Genomic DNA, 17143 nt, shown 5'->3' with positions numbered 1-17143 from the left:
GCTCGAGCCCTCCCGCCAACCTGCTCTGGATTATCTCGATGTTGAAGCGCATTGCCGTAGCCGATCTGCGTATCGGCATGTACATCCAGGAGTTTTGCGGATCATGGATGGATCATCCGTTCTGGAAGTCGAAATTTGTCCTCAATTCGCCGCAGGATCTGCAGCGCATTCAGGCCAGCAGCATCGGTGAACTGTGGATTGATGTCAGCAAGGGCCTGGATGTCGAGGCTGGCGCTCATGCCAGTAGTGTGGCCGAAGCCCAGCAGGAGGTTGAGGCCACCCTGATGGCGGCGGTGGAGCGTCGGCGCAACCCGCCGGCCGTTGCCATGGACGTCGAGCTGGAGCGCGCCGCCAAGCTCTGCGCCCGCTCCAAGCAGGCTGTGATGAGCATGTTCGGTGATGCGCGCATGGGCAAGGCGCTGGATTTCGGCCAGGCCGAGTCGCTGGTAGAGGAAATCTCCGAGTCGATTCTGCGCCATCCCAGCGCTCTGATCAGCCTGGCGCGGCTCAAGCATGCAGACGAATACACCTACATGCACTCGGTGGCGGTCTGTGCGTTGATGATCGCACTCGCGCGGCAACTTGGCCTGGGGGAGGGCGCGGTACGCGAGGCCGGCCTGGCCGGACTGCTGCATGATGTAGGCAAGATGGCCATCGATCAGGACGTGCTGAACAAGCCCGGCAAGCTCAGCGATGTCGAGTTCTCGGCGGTTCGCCGTCATCCCGAGGCCGGCGGTGAGATTCTCCGCGCCGGCAAGCAGGTCAGCGCTCTGGTACTGGATGTCTGTTTGCATCACCACGAAAAGGTCGACGGCAGCGGCTACCCGCATGGGCTGCAGGGCGACCAGATCAGTCTGTTCGCCAGGATGGGGGCGGTCTGTGACGTCTACGACGCCATCACCTCCAATCGCCCCTACAAGCCGGGCTGGGACCCGGCCGAGTCGATCCGCAAAATGGCCGAGTGGAAGGGGCACTTCGACGAGGCGGTATTCCAGGCCTTCGTCAAGACCGTAGGCATTTACCCGGTTGGCGCGTTGGTGCGTCTGGAAAGTGGTCGCCTGGCGGTCGTGCTGGAGCAGAATGCCAAGTCGCTGCTGGTGCCCAAGGTCAAGGCCTTCTTCCTGGCCAAGTCGAAAGTGCAGATTCCGCCGGTGGTGATCGACCTGAGCAAGCCGACCGCTCAGGATCGCATCGTCGGGCGCGAGTCAGCGGCGGCCTGGGGCTTCGAGAATCTGGACGAACTCTGGAGTGGTGTGCCACAGCAGCGAGCCCGGCGGTAACGCTTTGTCATGTTCGTCGGGGAACACAGCAGACTCTGGATAAGTCGGATAACGGGAATCCCATTGCTCAGGAGTGCCGACCTTGAAATACGCCCTGTTTCTGCTGGCCGCTGCAATCAGCCTGCCGACCATGGCCAATCAGCAACCCGACCTTTACGGCCGCTATGAGCTGATCAAGCTCCCTGCCCTCGGCCAGACGCTCAAGGCCAAGATGGATACCGGCGCCATGACCGCCTCGCTGTCGGCCAAGGACATCGAGCCGTTCAAGCGCGATGGCGAAGACTGGGTACGTTTCCGCCTGGCTGTCGAGGGCGCCGAAGATACGGTGTACGAGCATCCGCTGGTGCGTATCGCCGAGATCAAGAAGCGCGCCGAGGAGAGCGATGCGGAGGTCCAGGAAGTCGCCTACTCGCAACGTCCGGTGATCGAGATGCCAATCTGCCTGGGTGAGGAGGAACGCACCATCGAGGTCAACCTGACCGACCGCAGCACCTTCAGCTATCCGCTGCTGATCGGTGCCAGCGCCATGCGTGATCTGGGGGCAGCTGTGGACCCGGCGGAACGCTACACCCGCGATCGTCCGCAGTGCTGAGTTAACCGTCTTGGCTTGAGCGGTGCACCTTGCTCGTTGACGCCGCCCGATCGTCATCTGGTGGGGCTTGCCGGGCCTGATCCAGCAGGTTCAATCGCCTGCCAGGCCCTGGAGCCTGCTGCTGGCCAAGGTGCCGCGACTATGGCCTGTGCACATTGGCGGCGAGGGGCTGGCGCACAATACCGGACGATTCGGCCTCGCCTGGGCTGACCGCGGCGGCCAACTCTGCTAAAAACGGATAACAACGATAAGGAGCCGCCCGCATGAAAACCGTCGCAGAAGTGATTCGCAGTAAAGCCCATGCCTACGTTTACAGCGTCGACAGTGAGGACTCGCTGCTCGACGGTCTGCGTATCCTGGCCGAGAAGGGCATCGGCGCGCTGGTGGTGCTCTCCGGTGGGCGCCTGGTCGGCATCGTCAGCGAGCGCGACTACGTGCGCAAGGTGGCGCTGGCCGAGCGTTCTCTGCTCAACACCAAGATCAGCGAAATCATGACCAGCGAGGTGATCAGCGTCGGCCCCCGTGACAGCGTGCAGTACTGCATGGAGTTGATGACCGAGCGCCGCCTGCGTCACCTGCCGGTACTGGCCGAGGGCGAGTTGATCGGCCTGCTGTCCATCGGTGACCTGGTCAAGGAAACCATCGCCGAACAGGCCGACCTGATCCGTCAGCTGGAGCAATACATCCGCGGCGAGATTCCCTGAAAGGTAGCCCGGATGCAATCCGGGAAGTCCTGCCGTTCATTCCCCGGATTCCATCCGGGCTACGGGCGAGCGGCTAACCTTGTGGGAAGCGCTTTCGACTCTGGCATCCTGCTTCGTTCCACCTCCCGCATCCATGCAGTCGCAGCGGCGAATGTCGCCTAGGCAACCGGCCAATCTCCCCTGGTGGCTTGCTCCCGTCCTACGCGATAGCCCGCTTGACGCCCGCCGCGGCCCCCGGCAGTCTGCCGCCGTTGCCCCACAGGTGCAGGACGCCCGATGCCGCAGATACTCATAGTCGAAGACGAAGCCGCGATTGCCGATACGCTGGTCTATGCGCTGCAGGCCGAAGGCTTTGCCACCCATTGGTCGAGCCTCGGCGGCGAGGCGCTGACGTTGCTGGAGAGCGGCGCCTTCGATCTGGCCATCCTTGACGTCGGCCTGCCCGATATCAGCGGCTTCGAACTGTGCAAGCGCCTGCGCCGTTTCTCCGAAGTACCGGTGATCTTCCTTACCGCGCGCAGCGAGGAAATCGACCGCGTGGTGGGGCTGGAAATCGGCGCCGATGACTACGTGGTCAAACCCTTCAGCCCGCGCGAGGTGGCGGCCCGGGTCAAGGCCATCCTCAAGCGCATGGCACCGCGTGAAATACCGCAAGCCACTGCGCCGAGCGCCTTCCAGATCGACGATGGCGCCTTTCGCATTCACTACCACAGCCAGGCGTTGAACCTGACCCGCCACGAATTTCGCCTGCTGCGCACCTTGCTCGGCCAGCCGCGCCGGGTCTACTCGCGCGAGCAACTGCTCGACGCCCTTGGTGTCGCCAGCGAAGCCGGCTACGAACGCAATATCGACAGCCATATCAAGAGTGTGCGCGCCAAACTGCGCGCCATCGCCCCGAGCGAAGAGCCGATCCAGACCCATCGCGGTCTGGGCTACAGCTACGAGCCGGAGCTCTGAATCATGCCATTGGGCGTACGCATCTTTCTGGTCTACTTCCTCTTCGTCGGGCTGGCCGGCTGGTTCGTGCTGAGCACGGTGATGGACGAGATTCGCCCCGGCGTGCGCCAGAGCACCGAAGAAACCCTGGTCGATACTGCCAATCTGCTGGCCGAGATACTGCGTGACGAGGTCAAGTCCGGCACCCTCGGCCAGGGCCGTCTGCACGAGGCGCTGGAGGCTTATGGCCGGCGTCAGCCGCAGGCGAGCATCTGGGGCGTGACCAAGGCCGAGGTCAACCACCGTATCTACGTTACCGACGCCCAGGGTATCGTCCTGCTCGACTCGACAGGTCTGGCGGTCGGCCAGGATTATTCGCGTTGGAATGACGTACTGCTGACCCTGCGCGGCCAGTATGGCGCGCGCTCGACCCGTGAAGACCCGGACGACCCGGATTCCTCGGTGATGTACGTGGCCGCGCCGATCAGGGACGGCGAGCGCATCATCGGCGTGGTCTCGGTGGCCAAGCCCAACCGCACCCTGTTGCCCTATATCGAACGCTCGCAGAACCGCCTGAGCTGGCTCGGCGCCGGGCTGATCGGCCTTGGCCTGCTGATCGGTGCTGCGCTGTCCTGGTGGCTGAGCGCCGCCCTGGGCAAACTCACCCGCTACGCCCAGGCAGTCAGTGAGGGCCAGCGCGCCGAGGCGCCCAGGGTACGCGGTGGCGAACTCGCGCAACTGGCTCAGGCAGTCGAGCGCATGCGCACCGAGCTGGAAGGCAAGGCCTACGTCGAGCGCTACGTACACACCCTGACCCACGAACTGAAAAGCCCACTGGCGGCCATCCGTGGCGCCGCAGAGCTGCTCGACGGCGACATGCCCACCGAACAGCGCCAGCGCTTCGTGGCCAATATCCAGCAGGAAAGTGCGCGCCTGCAGAACCTGATCGAACGCCTGTTGCACCTGGCCCAGGTGGAGCAACGCCAGGGTCTGGAAGAGCGCGTGGCGGTACCGCTGGCGCCGCTGGTGGAGGAACTGTTGCAGGCGCAGCAGGCGCGCATCACAGCTACCAATTTGCAGATCGAACACTCGCTGCCAGCCGGCCTCAGTCTGCGTGGCGAACGCTTTCTGCTACGCCAGGCGTTGGCCAATCTGCTGGACAACGCCCTCGACTTCACCCCACCCGGCGGACACATGCGCATCGCCGCCGAACGCCAGGGCGAGCGCATCGTGTTGCGCCTGTTCAATCAGGGCGAAGCCATCCCCGACTACGCCCTGGGGCGCCTGACCGAGCGCTTCTACTCGCTGCCACGCCCCAATGGCGGGCGCAAGAGCACCGGGCTTGGCCTGAACTTCGTGCAGGAAGTGGCCGAGTTGCATGGCGGTGAATTGCAGATCGGTAATGTCGAAGGTGGTGTGGAAGTGCGTCTGACGTTACCCGTCTAGATTGCGCTGCGCATACCTGGAGGAGCGGCTTCAGCCGCGAAGCGCATCGAGCTGGGCAGGATGGGTAGAGCACCGCGAACCCCATGGCCTGTGGGTTCCCGGGTACCGCCTCGCTCAACCCAGGCTATGATTTTCGACCGCGATGATCGCGGCTGAAACGGAATGCCGCCCAGCCGACCCTACAGGTCGGGCTGCGGCTCGGGGGTGGGTGTTCTGTGCGGCAAACGCAGCAACTCAACCTGCCACCAGGTTGGCAACAGGCGGCGCACTTCGGGGCGGGCGAAGCGGTCGTCGATCAGGTAGAGCACGCCTTGATCCTCCGGCGTCCGGATCACCCGGCCGGCGGCCTGCACCACTTTCTGCAGGCCGGGGTAGAGGTAGGTGTAGTCGTAGCCATTGCCGAACAGGGCGTCCATGCGCTGGCGGATTTCTTCGTTGATCGGGTTGAGCTGAGCCAGGCCGAGGGTGGCGACGAAGGCGCCGATCAGGCGCTCGCCGGGTAGGTCCACCCCTTCACCGAAGACGCCGCCGAGCACGGCGAAGCCGATGCCGCGGCCGCCGATCTGGAAGCGCTCGATAAAGCCCTGGCGCGCTGCTTCGTCCATCTGCCGTGACTGTGTCCATACCGGAATCTGCGGATGATCGCGGCGCAGTTGCTGCAGCACCTGCTCCAGATACTGATAGCTGCTGAAAAAGGCCAGGTAGTTGCCGGGGCGTTCGGCGTACTGGCGCGCCATCAGCTGACAGATCGGCGTTAGCGAGGCGTCGCGGTGCTGGTAGCGGGTCGACAGGTTGCGCACCACCTGCACATGCAGTTGTTCGGCACTGAACGGCGAGGCCACGTCCAGGCACTGCGTCTCTTCCGGCAGGCCGAGCAGGTCGAGGTAGTAGTGGCTGGGGCTGAGGGTGGCGGAGAACAGCGTGGCGCTGTGGGCGTCCTCGAAACGTGGGCCGAGGAAGGGCGCCGGCAGGATATTGCGGATGCACAGGGTCGAGTAGCTACGCCCGTTGCCAGCCTCGACGCGGCTGATATCGAACAGCGAGTGCGGGCCGAAGCTCTCTGCCAGACGGCAGAACAGCATGGCGTCCAGGTAGAAGCTGAGCAGCTCGCCGCCATTGCCTTCGGGCTGGTCGGTGAGCAGGTCGGTGATGGCGCTGACCGCCTTGCCCAGAGCGGCGAGTAGCAGGTCCGGCGCCAGCGGGTAGACCTGATAGGGCACCTCTTGCTCGCGGTGCAGTTGCTCCCAGTGGCGGTCGATCCGGTCCAGCACGCTCTTCAGGCGTTTCGGCGCGTCACGGCACATGGCCTTGAAGCGCGCCTGATCCAACTCGGCGCTGTACATGCCGCGCCCGCGTTCCACCAGGTTGTGCGCCTCGTCCACCAGCAGGCAGACGCGCCACTGGTTGATCAGGGTGAAGCTGTGCAGCAGCGCGCCGAGGTCGAAGTAGTAGTTGTAGTCGCCCACCACCACGTCGCTCCAGCGGCACAGCTCCTGGCTCAGGTAGTAGGGGCAAACGCCGTGGGCGATGGCGATATTGCGCACGGCCTGCTGATCCAGCCAGCGTTCCTTAAGCGCCGCACTGCGTGCAGCCGGCAGGCGGTCGTAGAAGCCCTTGGCGAGAGGGCAGGAGTCGCCATGGCAGGCCTTGCTCGGGTGTTCGCAGGCCTTGTCACGGGCCACGTGTTCCAGCACGCGCAGCGGTGTATCCGCCTCGCGCAGGCGTTGCAGGGCATCCAGTGCCAGGCGCCGGCCGGGCGTCTTGGCGCTCAAGAAGAACAGGCGGTCGAGCTGCTGGCCAGGCATGGCCTTGAGCTGCGGGAACAGGGTGCCGAGGGTCTTGCCGATGCCGGTGGTGGCCTGCGCCAGCAGGTAGTGGCCATCACGCGCGGCGCGGTACACGGCTTCGGCCAGTTGCCGCTGACCATGACGGAATTCGCCATAGGGGAAGCTGAGGTTTTCCAGCGCCTGGTTGCGCGCCTGCTGGTGCGCCTGTTCCTGCCGCGCCCAGTCGATATAGCGGCGGCAGTGCAGGGCGAAGAACTCCCCCAGCGATTCGGCGCTGTGGCGCTCGCGGAATACCGTTTCCTGCTGGGTGATGACGTTGAAGTAGACCACCGCCAGATCCAGTTCCTCGAAGCCCAGCTCCTGGCACAGCAGCCAGCCGTAGACCTTGACCTGCGCCCAGTGCAGCAGGCGGTGGTTGGCCGGGATGCGCGAGATGTCGCCGCGATGGGTCTTGATCTCTTCCAGCAGACGAAACTCGGGGTCGAAGCCATCGGCGCGGCCGCTGACCGTCAGCCCCTCGAACTCGCCGATCAGCGGCAGTTCGGAAACGTAATCCGGACCGCGCCGGGCGACCACGGTGGCGTGCCCGGCCATACCTTCGGCGGCGGTGGGCGAGGGGGTGAAGCGCAGGTCGAGATCACCTTCCTTGGCGGTGAACTCGCACAGTTCGCGTACGGCGACGCGCAGGCTCAATCGTCCCACTCCACGTAACAGACGCTGACCGGCATGCCGTGCTCGGCACAGAAGGCCAGCCAGCGTTTCTGGTTGTTCTGCAGGCGGTCGCCAGGGCCTTTCACTTCGATCATCCGGTAGCGCGCCTCACTGGGCCAGAACTGGATCAGGTCGGGCATGCCGGCGCGGTTCTCGCGGATGTCTGCGAGCAGGCGGCGGAACCAGGCACTCAGGTGCGCGGGCGGCAGGCAGGCCAGTGCCTGTTCCAGGCGCTCGGCGTCGAGCAGATCCCAGAATACGAACGGCGACTGGATGCCGAACTTCTCGGCGTGGGTGCGGCGCATGGCCTCGACGTAACTGCCATCATCCAGACGCGCCAGGCAGGCGGCGAACAGTTCGCTGCGCCGTGCGTGGAAGTCGGCGCGGTGCAGATCCACCGGGCCGGCGTGGAAGGGGTGGAAGAAGGCGCCGGGCAGCGGAGCGAAGATCGCCTCCCAGCAGAGCAGGCCGAACAGCCCGCAGATCAGCGTGTTTTCCACGTAATGCACGGGGGCATCGGGTTCGGCCAGGTGCATGGCCACGGCCAGTTCGACGCTGGCGGCGCGCGGCAGACGCAGGTCGAGGCGAACCTCATCGAGCTTCGCCGCCCTGGCCGCTGGCGCCAGGCCGAGGCGTTTGCGCAGGCGCGTCCGTGCCCGTTCGGCCAGTTGCGCTTCTTCGGCGTTGAGCGGCGCTTTGAGCACCTGCTCGGCCATGCTCAGCGCTTCGGTATCCCGACCCAGGCGCTCCAGCACGCGGATCTGCCTTTGCCGCGAGCCCACCGCGCGGGTGTCGCGGTACAGCGTCAGCGCCGATTCCAGTTCACCGGTGCGCTCCAGATGCTGCGCCAGTTGCAGCAGCAGGCGCTGGTGGCGCTCGGCGATATGCGGGCTGTCGCTGGCGAAGTCGCCGAGCAGCTGCAGCACCTCGGTGACCGCCATGCCAGCCTCGAAGGCCTCGCGGCAGGCGCGCAAATGCAGGTAGTCGTCCACGTCCTGACGGTTGCGGAAACCGCGCGAGCCCGGCGTGATCGGCACCTGTTCGTAGCGGAAGATACCAAGGTCGGCGAGCACGAACTCCGACCAGTCCTGCGCCAGGTTGCCGAAGAACATCAGGCGCAGGCGGTCGCACAGCGGCGCGATGGCCAGGCTCAGCAGGCGTTCCTGCAGATTCGGACACCAGTCGGCCAGGCTGCGCGGTTCGACATGCAGTTCGCGCAGGTGGTCGAGCAGGTCGCTTTTTTTCAGTGGTCCGCGTGGCAGATCGGCGGCGAAATGTGTGGCCAGTTCATCCTTGAGCAGCAAAGCGCCCAGCTCGTCGAAGCTCAGAGCCGCACAGTCGATCAGCCAGCCCAGCACCAGCAGCGGTGCAGCTGCACTCTGGATTTCGCCGATCTCCGCATAGCGCAGCTTGCTGACACGAAAGTGCACGCCCTTGCGCATCACCAGGCGCACCAGCAGCGCCTGGGCGGGCAATGGCAGCTGGAGAAAATCCACGACGAAGGCGCGCTCGGCATCGTCCATCAGGTCGCGGTGATGGGCGTCGAGCCAGTCGAGGGCCTTGCGGAAGTTGGCCAGGTAATAGAGTTCGGGAGCGTCGAGGGCGAGCATGCTGCGAAGTTTTACTGGTTTTTTATACAGATTCCAGTGCCTTTCGCCCGCGCAGCTGCCGAGCAGACGGAAGGCGAGGATGACGCCGCGGGGACGTTTCTGATGACTATGTGGCTGATCGATAAGCGCTTTTTCAGGTATCGATGACGTCGATGGTCACTATCCCGAGATGTGCCTTTTGCCATTCCGGGGCGTGCGTAACATGACAACCGTAGCCAGTTGCTCACCCCCTCTTCAGGAGAACGACCATGAAAAAGCAAATCCTCGCCAGCCTCGTTATTGCCACTCTGTCTGCCAGTGTATTTGCCCTGCCGCAGATTTCCGCGCAACAGTCCGCCGCACCGGTCGTGGCCGAAGATGGTGCTGACCGCGTAGGCATCAATCGTGTCGCCGAAGGCGGTGCCGAGCGTACTCTGGAGCGTTTCCGCGTGGCCGAAGATGGCGCCGATCGCGTTGGTTCGAACCGCGTAGCCGAAGGTGGTGCCGATCGCGTTGGTCCGAACCGGGTAGCCGAAGGTGGCGCAGACCGCGTAGGCCTGAACCGCGTAGCTGAAGGTGGTGCAGACCGCGTAGGCCTGAACCGTGTAGCCGAAGGTGGCGCCGATCGCGTTGGTCCGAACCGCGTAGCTGAAGGTGGTGCAGACCGCGTAGGCCTGAACCGTGTAGCCGAAGATGGTGCCGACCGCGTAGGTGCCAGCCGTATCAGCTGATCCGGATATCCATCACGCGGGAGCAGTCTCATGCCGCATTGCAGTTAGAAAGGGCGCCCGAATCGGCGCCCTTTCTGTTTCATGCATTCTCCACACAATCTCCACGCTCGCCCCATACGCATCCCACCACCCCTGCCCAGACTCTGCCGTACCTTCACTCGCTACGGAGAGCCGTACCATGAGCCGTTCCCTGGGCTTCAAGCTGGGCGCCATCGCCCTGCTGATTCTGCTGCTGATGATTCCCCTGCTGATGATCGATGGCCTGGTCGACGAGCGACAGGGGCTGCGCCATGAGGTGCTGCAGGACATCGCCCGCAGTTCCAGCTACCGCCAGCAGATCACCGGGCCGATCCTGGTGCTGCCCTACATCAAGACCACGCATGAGTGGAAAACCAACGAGAAGACCGGCGAGCGCTACAGCGAGGAGCGTCAGCGCCGCGGCCGCCTGTATTTCCTGCCGGAGCGCTTCGTGCTCGAAGGGCAGGTTGGCACCGAGCTGCGAGCGCGCGGCATCTACGAAGCGCGCCTGTACCGCAGCGACAGCCAAGTCAGCGGGCAATTCCGCCTGCCGGCGCGCCTCGGGCTGGGCGAAGACCTGGGCTTCTACCGCTTCGAGAAACCCTTCCTCTCGGTCGGCATCAGCGATATCCGTGGTATCAGCAACGACCTGCAACTGCGCCTGAATGGCCAGACCCTGAGTTTCGCACCGGGCAGCGGCGACGATAATTTCGGCGCCGGCGTGCATGCACCGCTCCCGGCTCTGGATGCGCAGGGTGGGCAGACGCTCGAGTTCGCCTTCGATCTGAAACTGCAGGGCACCGAGCAGCTCTCGATCGTGCCGGTCGGGCGCGATAGCCGGGTCAAGCTGCACTCCGACTGGCCGCATCCGAGCTTCGTCGGCGAATACCTGCCGAGCAGTCGTGAGATCAGCGCTGCGGGGTTCACGGCCGAGTGGCAGACCAGCTTCTTCGCCACCAATCTGGAGGAGGCTTTGCGTGACTGCGTGGGCAGCGAGCGTTGCCAGGGGCTGTTCGGCCGCAACTTCGGGGTGAGTTTCGTCGACCCGGTCGACCAGTACCTGAAGACCGACCGCGCGATCAAGTATGCGCTGCTGTTCATCGCTCTGACCTTCGCCACCTTCTTCCTCTTCGAGGTGCTCAAGCGCCTGGCCGTACACCCGGTGCAGTACGCCCTGGTCGGCCTGTCGCTGGCGCTGTTCTACCTGCTGCTGTTGTCGCTCTCCGAACATCTGGACTTCGCCCTGGCCTACGGTCTGTCCGCCAGCGCCTGCGTCGCTCTGATCGGGTTCTACGTCAGTTTCGTACTGCATAGCTGGCAGCGCGGGCTGGGCTTCGGCAGCCTGCTGGCAGCGTTGTACGCGATGCTCTACGGCCTGCTCAACGCCGAGGACTACGCCCTGCTGATGGGCTCGCTGCTGGTGTTCGGCGTGCTCGGCAGCGTGATGGTGCTGACCCGCAAACTGGACTGGTACGGCGTCGGCCGCAGCGCTGCGCAAGCCTGAATCTGTTCGGCGCGGTCAGTGCAGGCCGCGCCCTTTATCGAAGGTGATCCCCATGCGTCTTCTCATGCAATTTTCCGCCTGCCTTGGGCTCGGTCTGGTGGTGGCGGTGATGATCCTCATCGGTCTGATGTTCTGCGGCTGGTTCAATCTGATCGACGGCCTGCTGCTGACCGGCAAGCCGCTGGCCAGCCTGAGCCTGATGGTGCTGCCGGAGGGCTTCTGGAGTGCCCTGACCGGTATCCAGGACGCGGCGAGCAATAGCACGCTGCGTTCGTTTCTGTCGTTGTGCGCGGCGCTGGGCCAGGTCGGCCTGCTGCTAGCGCTGGGCTTCATGCGCCTGTGGTATCGGGCATGAGCGGGCATATCGGTTTGCGCGAGGATGCGCGTGCCGGGCATCTGCTGGCGCTGCGCATCGCCTGGCTGTTTCGCGATGGCCGTCATGGGCTGCAGGTGAGCAGCCGCGTAGACTCGCGGCGGGACGAACCGGAGGATCTCAAGGATGAAAAGGCTTCTTGCCGCAGCCCTGGGCGGCTTGCTGCTGAGCAGCGCCGCACAGGCTGAAGATTGCCGCCAGCGACTGCCGGCCTGGATCGAGATGGCCCATCCGGGCCATGCGGCCGGCCAGGCGCCGGACGACGAGCGTGGGCACTACCGGGTGGATGCCGAGCGCAGCATCTGCAAGGTCTGGCCGGCACGGCCTCACCTGACTCTGCTTGCGATGCCGCTGGTGCGCGCCGAACACGATGGCTACGGGGAAACGGACCTGGAATTGCTGGTGTTCGATAGCGCCAGGCAGCGTTTCCTGGCGCGCCTGGTCGAGCCCAATCGACTGGATTGGGATGCGGTTTTTATCGAGGATTTGAGGTTCGATACCGCGCCTTATCGCCTGCGCGCAGACGTTATTGCATTCGGTGTGCGGATATCGCGGCGCGGCAGTTCGCGGCCCAATCCGTTCTATGAAACCCGGCTCGATCTTTACCTGCTGGACACCGATAGCCTGCGCCCATTGTTGAGCGAGTTACCGGTGAGAACGGCTGGAGGCGAGTGGGATACCAACTGCAGCGGAGCATTCAGCGAAACCAAGGGCGTGGTCATCATCACCGACCGGGCTGGGCACGACGGGTATCGCGATCTGCTGCTGAAGAACACGCGTGTCGAGCGGCGTATGGCGCTGATCGACGGCGAATGCCGGACCGTCGAGGAAAACTTCCATCGCTACCAGTTGCCCATCGAGTACGGTGATGACCGCTACCTGCTGCCGATCGAGCTGGTCTCCGACCCGCTCTGAAGGCACGTAGCCCGGATGCAATCCGGGAACGGCATGGCAGGCCATCCCCGGATTGCATCCGGGCTACGAAGTGACAAGCCAGGTGAACCGAGTTCACCTGGCGCTTGGCTTTACAGGCTGACGGAAATCCCCGCCTGCAGCGTGCGCGGCTCGCCCGGGTAGGCCCAGACGTTCCAGGCGCGCTCTTCATAGTGCTTGTCGAACACGTTGTTCAGGTTGAGGTTCAGGCGCACGTTCTCGGTCAGCGGGTAGTAGGCCAGCAGGTCGACCACGCTATAGCCGTCCATGTCGAAGGTGTTGTTGCTGGTCTGGCCCTGACGTTCGCTGACGTATTTCACACCCAGGCCCAGGCCCAGGCCGGCCAGTGCGCCGCTGTCGAACTCGTAGGTGTCGAGCAGGTTGAAGCTGTGCCGTGGCACGTTGGCCAGGCGCGAGCCCACCGGCATGGTGGCGCTGGTGCTTTCGGTGACTTCGGCGTCGACATAGGCATAGCCGCCGATCACCCGCCATTGCGGAGTGATGTTGCCGGCCAGGTTGATATCGAAGCCGCGGCTGCGCACTTCGCCGGCGGCGATGCTGCGCGTGGTATCCAGCGGGTCGCTGGTCAGCACGTTTTCCTTGACGATATGGAACGCCGCCGCGGTCAGGCTCAGGTCGCGGTCGGCCATGTCGTACTTGATACCGACTTCATGAGCGATGCCTTCTTCCGGATCGAAGGCATTGCCCAGGCGATCCGCGCCCCGATTGGGTTTGAACGAGCGCGAAGTGTTGGCGAATACCGCCAGCTCGTCGGTGAGGTCGTAGATCAGGCCGAAGCGCGGCGAGACTGCGTTGTGCGCCTGATCCCAGCTGCCGCTGCGGTTGAGCTTGTCGTCATAGCTCTGCTCGAAGCGCTCGATGCGCGCGCCCAGCTGCGCCTTGAGGCGTTCGGTCAGGGCGATCTGATCCTGCAGGTAGAAGGCGTAGGACTCCAGCGTCTCGGCGTCGTGCGTGGTGGTGCGGGTCAGCGCCGGCAGCGGCTGGCCGTGTACCGGGTTGTACAGGTCGATGGGGTAAGCGTTGCCGCCCGGCGAACGGATGATCAGCGAGTTGTAGTTGAACTTGTCGTACTCCACACCCACAAGCAGGGTATGGGCGAAGCCGCCGAGGTCGAAGTTGCCTTCGGCGTTGGCCTGGGCATTGACGTCGTTCCAGTTCAGCCAGCGCTCGTTGTAGTTGCGTCCGATGGTCGTGGAGCCTGCAGGCAAGCCGGTGTAGGCGTTGCTGTTGTTCTCCACGGCGCCGCCGGAAAGCTCGCCGTCGAGGTACTGCACGCCGCCGCGCAGGGTCCAGCTGTCGTTGAGCAGGTGTTCGATGCGCAGCTGCGTAGTGGCGTTGGCGTTGGTCAGCTTGCCGGCGGATTCTTCGCCGAGGAAGCGGTCGCGCGGCAGCTTGCCGTTCTGGTTGGAGTAGCGGGTGACGCCACGGTCGAGCGGGTGGCGGTTGTGCAGGTAGTCGCCTTCGAGGGTGACGGCGGTGGTCTCGTTGAGTTGCCAACGCAGCACCGGGGCGACGTTGTAGCGCTCGCTCTCGACGTCATCGCGGAAGCTGTCGCCGCCTTCGGCCACCAGGTTCAGGCGGTAGGTGAAGGCGGCTTGTTCGTCCAGCGCGCCGGTGGTGTCCAGTGTGCCGCGGCGCAGGCCTTCGCTGTTGACCTGGCTGCCCAGCACCGTGCGGCGTTCGGCCTGCGGCTGCTTGCTGACGATGTTGAAGGTGCCGCCTGGATCGCTGCGGCCGTAGAGCATGGCCGCCGGCCCGCGCAGCACTTCGATGCGCTCGATGGTGCTGGCGTCGGGCATGTTCGGGTAGCCACGGTTGACGGCGAAACCGTTGCGGTAGAACTCCTGGCTGTTGAAGCCGCGAATCAGAAATTCGGTCAGACCCTGGCCACCGAAATTGTTGCCGCGCTCCACGCCGCCGGCGTAATCCAGCGCATCTTCCAGGCGCACCGCGCCGATGTCCTGCACCACCTGCGCCGGCACTACGCTGATCGACTGCGGAATCTCGTGAATCGGCGTATCGGTACGGGTGGCACTGGCCGAGCGGCTGGCCCGGTAGCCATCCACCGGGCCGTCGGCCCGCTCGCTGGGGGCGGTGATCTGCATTTCTTCCAGTGCCAGCGGCGTGTCGTTGTCAGTGCTGGCGAAGGCGGTGTGACCGGCGAGAGCGGGTAGGGCGAGAAGCGGTACGACCAGGCGTCGCATGATGTGAATCCTTGGGGCGTCGGGTAGGTGAGGGCCCAGGATTCTAGTGTTTTAGAGAATCACTATCAAATGTGTTTTTGTCTTATTCATAGCCTTGGAAGGCGCCGTTTTTCTTCTACAGTTTCCAGCGTTTCCGACAATTGTCCGAAACGTTGCGCTGCAGCTAATACCAATGTCTATCTGTCGGTCCTGGCTGGCCTGCTGCTAGCTTGAAGCTGCATCAGAATAACAATAACCGGAGGCGTCTATGACTTCTGAACAAGCAAATGCCGCGGCCTACTGGAAGGCCAACGTGCGGCTCATCACCTGGAGCCTGATTGTCTGGGCGCTGGTTTCCTACGGATTTGCCATGATTCTGCGCCCGATGGTCGCGGGAGTCTCGGTTGGCGGTTCCGACCTCGGATTCTGGTTCGCACAGCAAGGCTCAATCCTCTTCTTCATCGGGCTCATTTTTCACTACGCGTGGAGACTGAACAAACTCGATAAAGAATTTGGCGTCGAGGAGTAAGTGGTCATGAGCCAATTCGTTATCAACATGTTGTTCGTGGGGGCGTCCTTCGCGCTCTACATCGGCATCGCTATCTGGGCGCGTGCCGGCTCCACCAAGGAGTTCTACGTCGCTGGCGGTGGTGTGCATCCGGTCACCAACGGCATGGCGACTGCCGCTGACTGGATGTCTGCTGCATCCTTCATCTCCATGGCGGGCCTGATTGCCGCCGGCGGTTATGCCAACTCCACCTTCCTCATGGGCTGGACCGGCGGCTACGTGCTGCTGGCGATGCTGTTGGCACCCTACCTGCGCAAATTCGGCAAGTTCACCGTGCCGGATTTCATCGGTGATCGCTTCTACAGTCGTGGCGCACGCCTGACTGCGGTGATCTGCCTGGTGATCATCTCCGTGACCTACGTGATCGGTCAGATGGCCGGTGCCGGCGTTGCCTTCTCGCGCTTCCTCGAGGTGAGCAACTCCACCGGTATCTGGATCGCTGCGGCCGTGGTGTTCGCCTACGCCGTGTTCGGCGGCATGAAGGGCATCACCTACACCCAGGTCGCTCAGTACGTGGTCCTGATCGTGGCCTACACCATCCCGGCCATCTTCATCTCCCTGCAGCTGACCGGTAACCCGATCCCGCCGCTGGGCCTGTTCGGTGACCACGTCGAATCCGGCGTGCCGCTGCTGCAGAAACTCGATGAAGTGGTGCGTGATTTGGGCTTCGCTGCCTACACCGCGGACGTCGACAACAAGCTGAACATGGTGCTGTTCACCATGTCGCTGATGATCGGTACTGCCGGTCTGCCGCACGTGATCATTCGCTTCTTCACCGTGCCGCGCGTGGCCGATGCCCGCTGGTCCGCTGGCTGGACGCTGATCTTCATCGCCCTGCTGTATCTCACCGCGCCGGCCGTTGCCTCCATGGCGCGTCTGAACCTGGTGACCACCATTTATCCGGAAGGCGCTTCGGCCCCGGCCCTGTCTTACGAAGAGCGTCCTGAGTGGGTCAGGACCTGGGAACAGACCGGCCTGATCAAATGGGAAGACAAGAACGGCGACGGCCGCATCCAGATGTACAACGATGCTGCACCGGCCTTCACTGCGACCGCTCAGGAGCGTGGCTGGAACGGTAACGAGCTGACCGTGAACAACGACATCCTGGTTCTGGCCAACCCGGAGATCGCCAACCTGCCCGGCTGGGTCGTCGGTCTGATCGCGGCGGGCGCCATCGCGGCGGCCTTGTCGACGGCTGCGGGCTTGTTGCTGGCGATCTCTTCGGCGATCAGTCATGACCTGATCAAGACCTTGATCAATCCGAAAATCAGCGAGAAGGGGGAAATGCGCGCAGCGCGGATCTCCATGGCCTGTGCGATCCTGCTGGCGACCTATCTGGGCCTGAATCCACCCGGGTTCGCCGCGCAGGTGGTGGCGCTGGCCTTCGGTATCGCTGCGGCAACCCTGTTCCCGGTACTGATGATGGGCATCTTCTCCAAGCGCATGAACGATAAGGGCGCGATCTGCGGTATGGTCGCCGGCCTGGTGGTGACGCTGCTGTACATCTTCACCTACCTGGGCTGGTTCTTCATTCCGGAAACCAACATGCTGCCCAATACCCCGGACCAGTGGTTCATGGGTATCTCCCCGGCTTCCTTCGGCTCCGTCGGCGCCCTGATCAACTTCGCCGTGGCCTACGGCGTATCGATGGTCACCGCCGAGCCGCCACAGGAAATCCAGGACCTGGTGGAAAGCGTGCGTACCCCCAAAGGTGCTGGTGCCGCTCTGAACCACTGAGCATAATCCTCGCCCGACGCCATCTGTCGA

At 63.9% G+C, this 17143-nt stretch carries 15 protein-coding genes; 12 read left to right on the top strand and 3 right to left on the bottom strand.

Features of this window, described 5'->3' with window-relative positions; translation table 11 throughout:
• The first annotated feature begins 38 nt into the window (after positions 1-38).
• The 5 genes from GYB81_RS16385 (at position 39) to creC (ending at position 4958) form a co-directional block, all read left to right on the top strand.
• Positions 39-1280 (top strand): HD-GYP domain-containing protein, encoded by a 1242-nt coding sequence (locus GYB81_RS16385; protein ID WP_161866036.1) that lies wholly within the window; start codon positions 39-41, stop codon positions 1278-1280.
• An 82-nt stretch (positions 1281-1362) separates the two neighbouring features.
• Positions 1363-1872, top strand: a complete 510-nt coding sequence (gene rloA2 / locus GYB81_RS16380) for a retropepsin-like aspartic peptidase RloA2 (protein ID WP_161866035.1) — start codon at positions 1363-1365, stop codon at positions 1870-1872.
• A 263-nt stretch (positions 1873-2135) separates the two neighbouring features.
• The gene (locus tag GYB81_RS16375) at positions 2136-2576 is read left to right on the top strand and encodes a CBS domain-containing protein (protein ID WP_161866034.1); all 441 of its coding nucleotides are present in this window, start codon (positions 2136-2138) and stop codon (positions 2574-2576) included.
• Between the two features lie 276 nt (positions 2577-2852).
• On the top strand, positions 2853-3533 hold the full coding sequence (creB, locus tag GYB81_RS16370) for a two-component system response regulator CreB (protein WP_161866033.1): 681 nt from the start codon (positions 2853-2855) through the stop codon (positions 3531-3533).
• A 3-nt stretch (positions 3534-3536) separates the two neighbouring features.
• Positions 3537-4958, top strand: a complete 1422-nt coding sequence (gene creC, locus GYB81_RS16365) for a two-component system sensor histidine kinase CreC (protein ID WP_161866032.1) — start codon at positions 3537-3539, stop codon at positions 4956-4958.
• Positions 4959-5137: 179 nt separating this feature from the next.
• Here creC and GYB81_RS16360 read toward each other — a convergent pair whose 3' ends face one another.
• Positions 5138-7438, bottom strand: a complete 2301-nt coding sequence (locus GYB81_RS16360) for an ATP-dependent DNA helicase (RefSeq protein WP_161866031.1) — start codon at positions 7436-7438, stop codon at positions 5138-5140.
• Positions 7435-9066: a VRR-NUC domain-containing protein gene (locus GYB81_RS16355; protein WP_161866030.1), complete on the bottom strand. Its 1632-nt coding sequence runs from the start codon at positions 9064-9066 to the stop codon at positions 7435-7437. The genes GYB81_RS16360 and GYB81_RS16355 overlap by 4 nt, the downstream gene beginning before the upstream one ends.
• A 248-nt stretch (positions 9067-9314) precedes the next feature.
• On the opposite strand from GYB81_RS16355, the gene GYB81_RS16350 reads away from it, so the two are divergent.
• The 5 genes from GYB81_RS16350 (at position 9315) to GYB81_RS16330 (ending at position 12586) form a co-directional block, all read left to right on the top strand.
• Entirely contained in the window at positions 9315-9776 is a 462-nt protein-coding gene (locus GYB81_RS16350; protein ID WP_161866029.1) for a phage infection protein, read from the top strand.
• 178 nt (positions 9777-9954) lie between these two features.
• The gene (creD, locus tag GYB81_RS16345) at positions 9955-11298 is read left to right on the top strand and encodes a cell envelope integrity protein CreD (RefSeq protein WP_161897894.1); all 1344 of its coding nucleotides are present in this window, start codon (positions 9955-9957) and stop codon (positions 11296-11298) included.
• A 52-nt stretch (positions 11299-11350) separates the two neighbouring features.
• Positions 11351-11653 (top strand): hypothetical protein, encoded by a 303-nt coding sequence (locus tag GYB81_RS16340; RefSeq protein WP_161866027.1) that lies wholly within the window; start codon positions 11351-11353, stop codon positions 11651-11653.
• Positions 11650-11859: a hypothetical protein gene (locus GYB81_RS16335; RefSeq protein ID WP_161866026.1), complete on the top strand. Its 210-nt coding sequence runs from the start codon at positions 11650-11652 to the stop codon at positions 11857-11859. Before GYB81_RS16340 ends, GYB81_RS16335 begins: the two co-directional genes overlap by 4 nt.
• On the top strand, positions 11798-12586 hold the full coding sequence (locus GYB81_RS16330; protein ID WP_161866025.1) for a PA3715 family protein: 789 nt from the start codon (positions 11798-11800) through the stop codon (positions 12584-12586). Before GYB81_RS16335 ends, GYB81_RS16330 begins: the two co-directional genes overlap by 62 nt.
• A 110-nt stretch (positions 12587-12696) precedes the next feature.
• On the opposite strand, the gene GYB81_RS16325 is transcribed toward GYB81_RS16330, so the two are convergent.
• A complete protein-coding gene (locus GYB81_RS16325; RefSeq protein WP_161866024.1) occupies positions 12697-14829 on the bottom strand; it encodes a TonB-dependent siderophore receptor in 2133 nt (710 codons plus the stop codon).
• A gap of 247 nt (positions 14830-15076) precedes the next feature.
• Between GYB81_RS16325 and GYB81_RS16320 the strand changes: the two genes are divergently transcribed.
• The gene (locus tag GYB81_RS16320; RefSeq protein WP_161866023.1) at positions 15077-15337 is read left to right on the top strand and encodes a DUF4212 domain-containing protein; all 261 of its coding nucleotides are present in this window, start codon (positions 15077-15079) and stop codon (positions 15335-15337) included.
• Between the two features lie 6 nt (positions 15338-15343).
• A complete protein-coding gene (locus GYB81_RS16315; RefSeq protein WP_161866022.1) occupies positions 15344-17113 on the top strand; it encodes a sodium:solute symporter family protein in 1770 nt (589 codons plus the stop codon).
• Positions 17114-17143 lie beyond the last annotated feature (30 nt).

The organism is Pseudomonas yangonensis (assembly GCF_009932725.1).
Taxonomy (GTDB): Bacteria; Pseudomonadota; Gammaproteobacteria; order Pseudomonadales; family Pseudomonadaceae; genus Aquipseudomonas; species Aquipseudomonas yangonensis.
The sequence above is the reverse complement of the archived record's forward strand: the minus strand, read 5'-3'. Positions and strand labels throughout refer to the sequence as shown.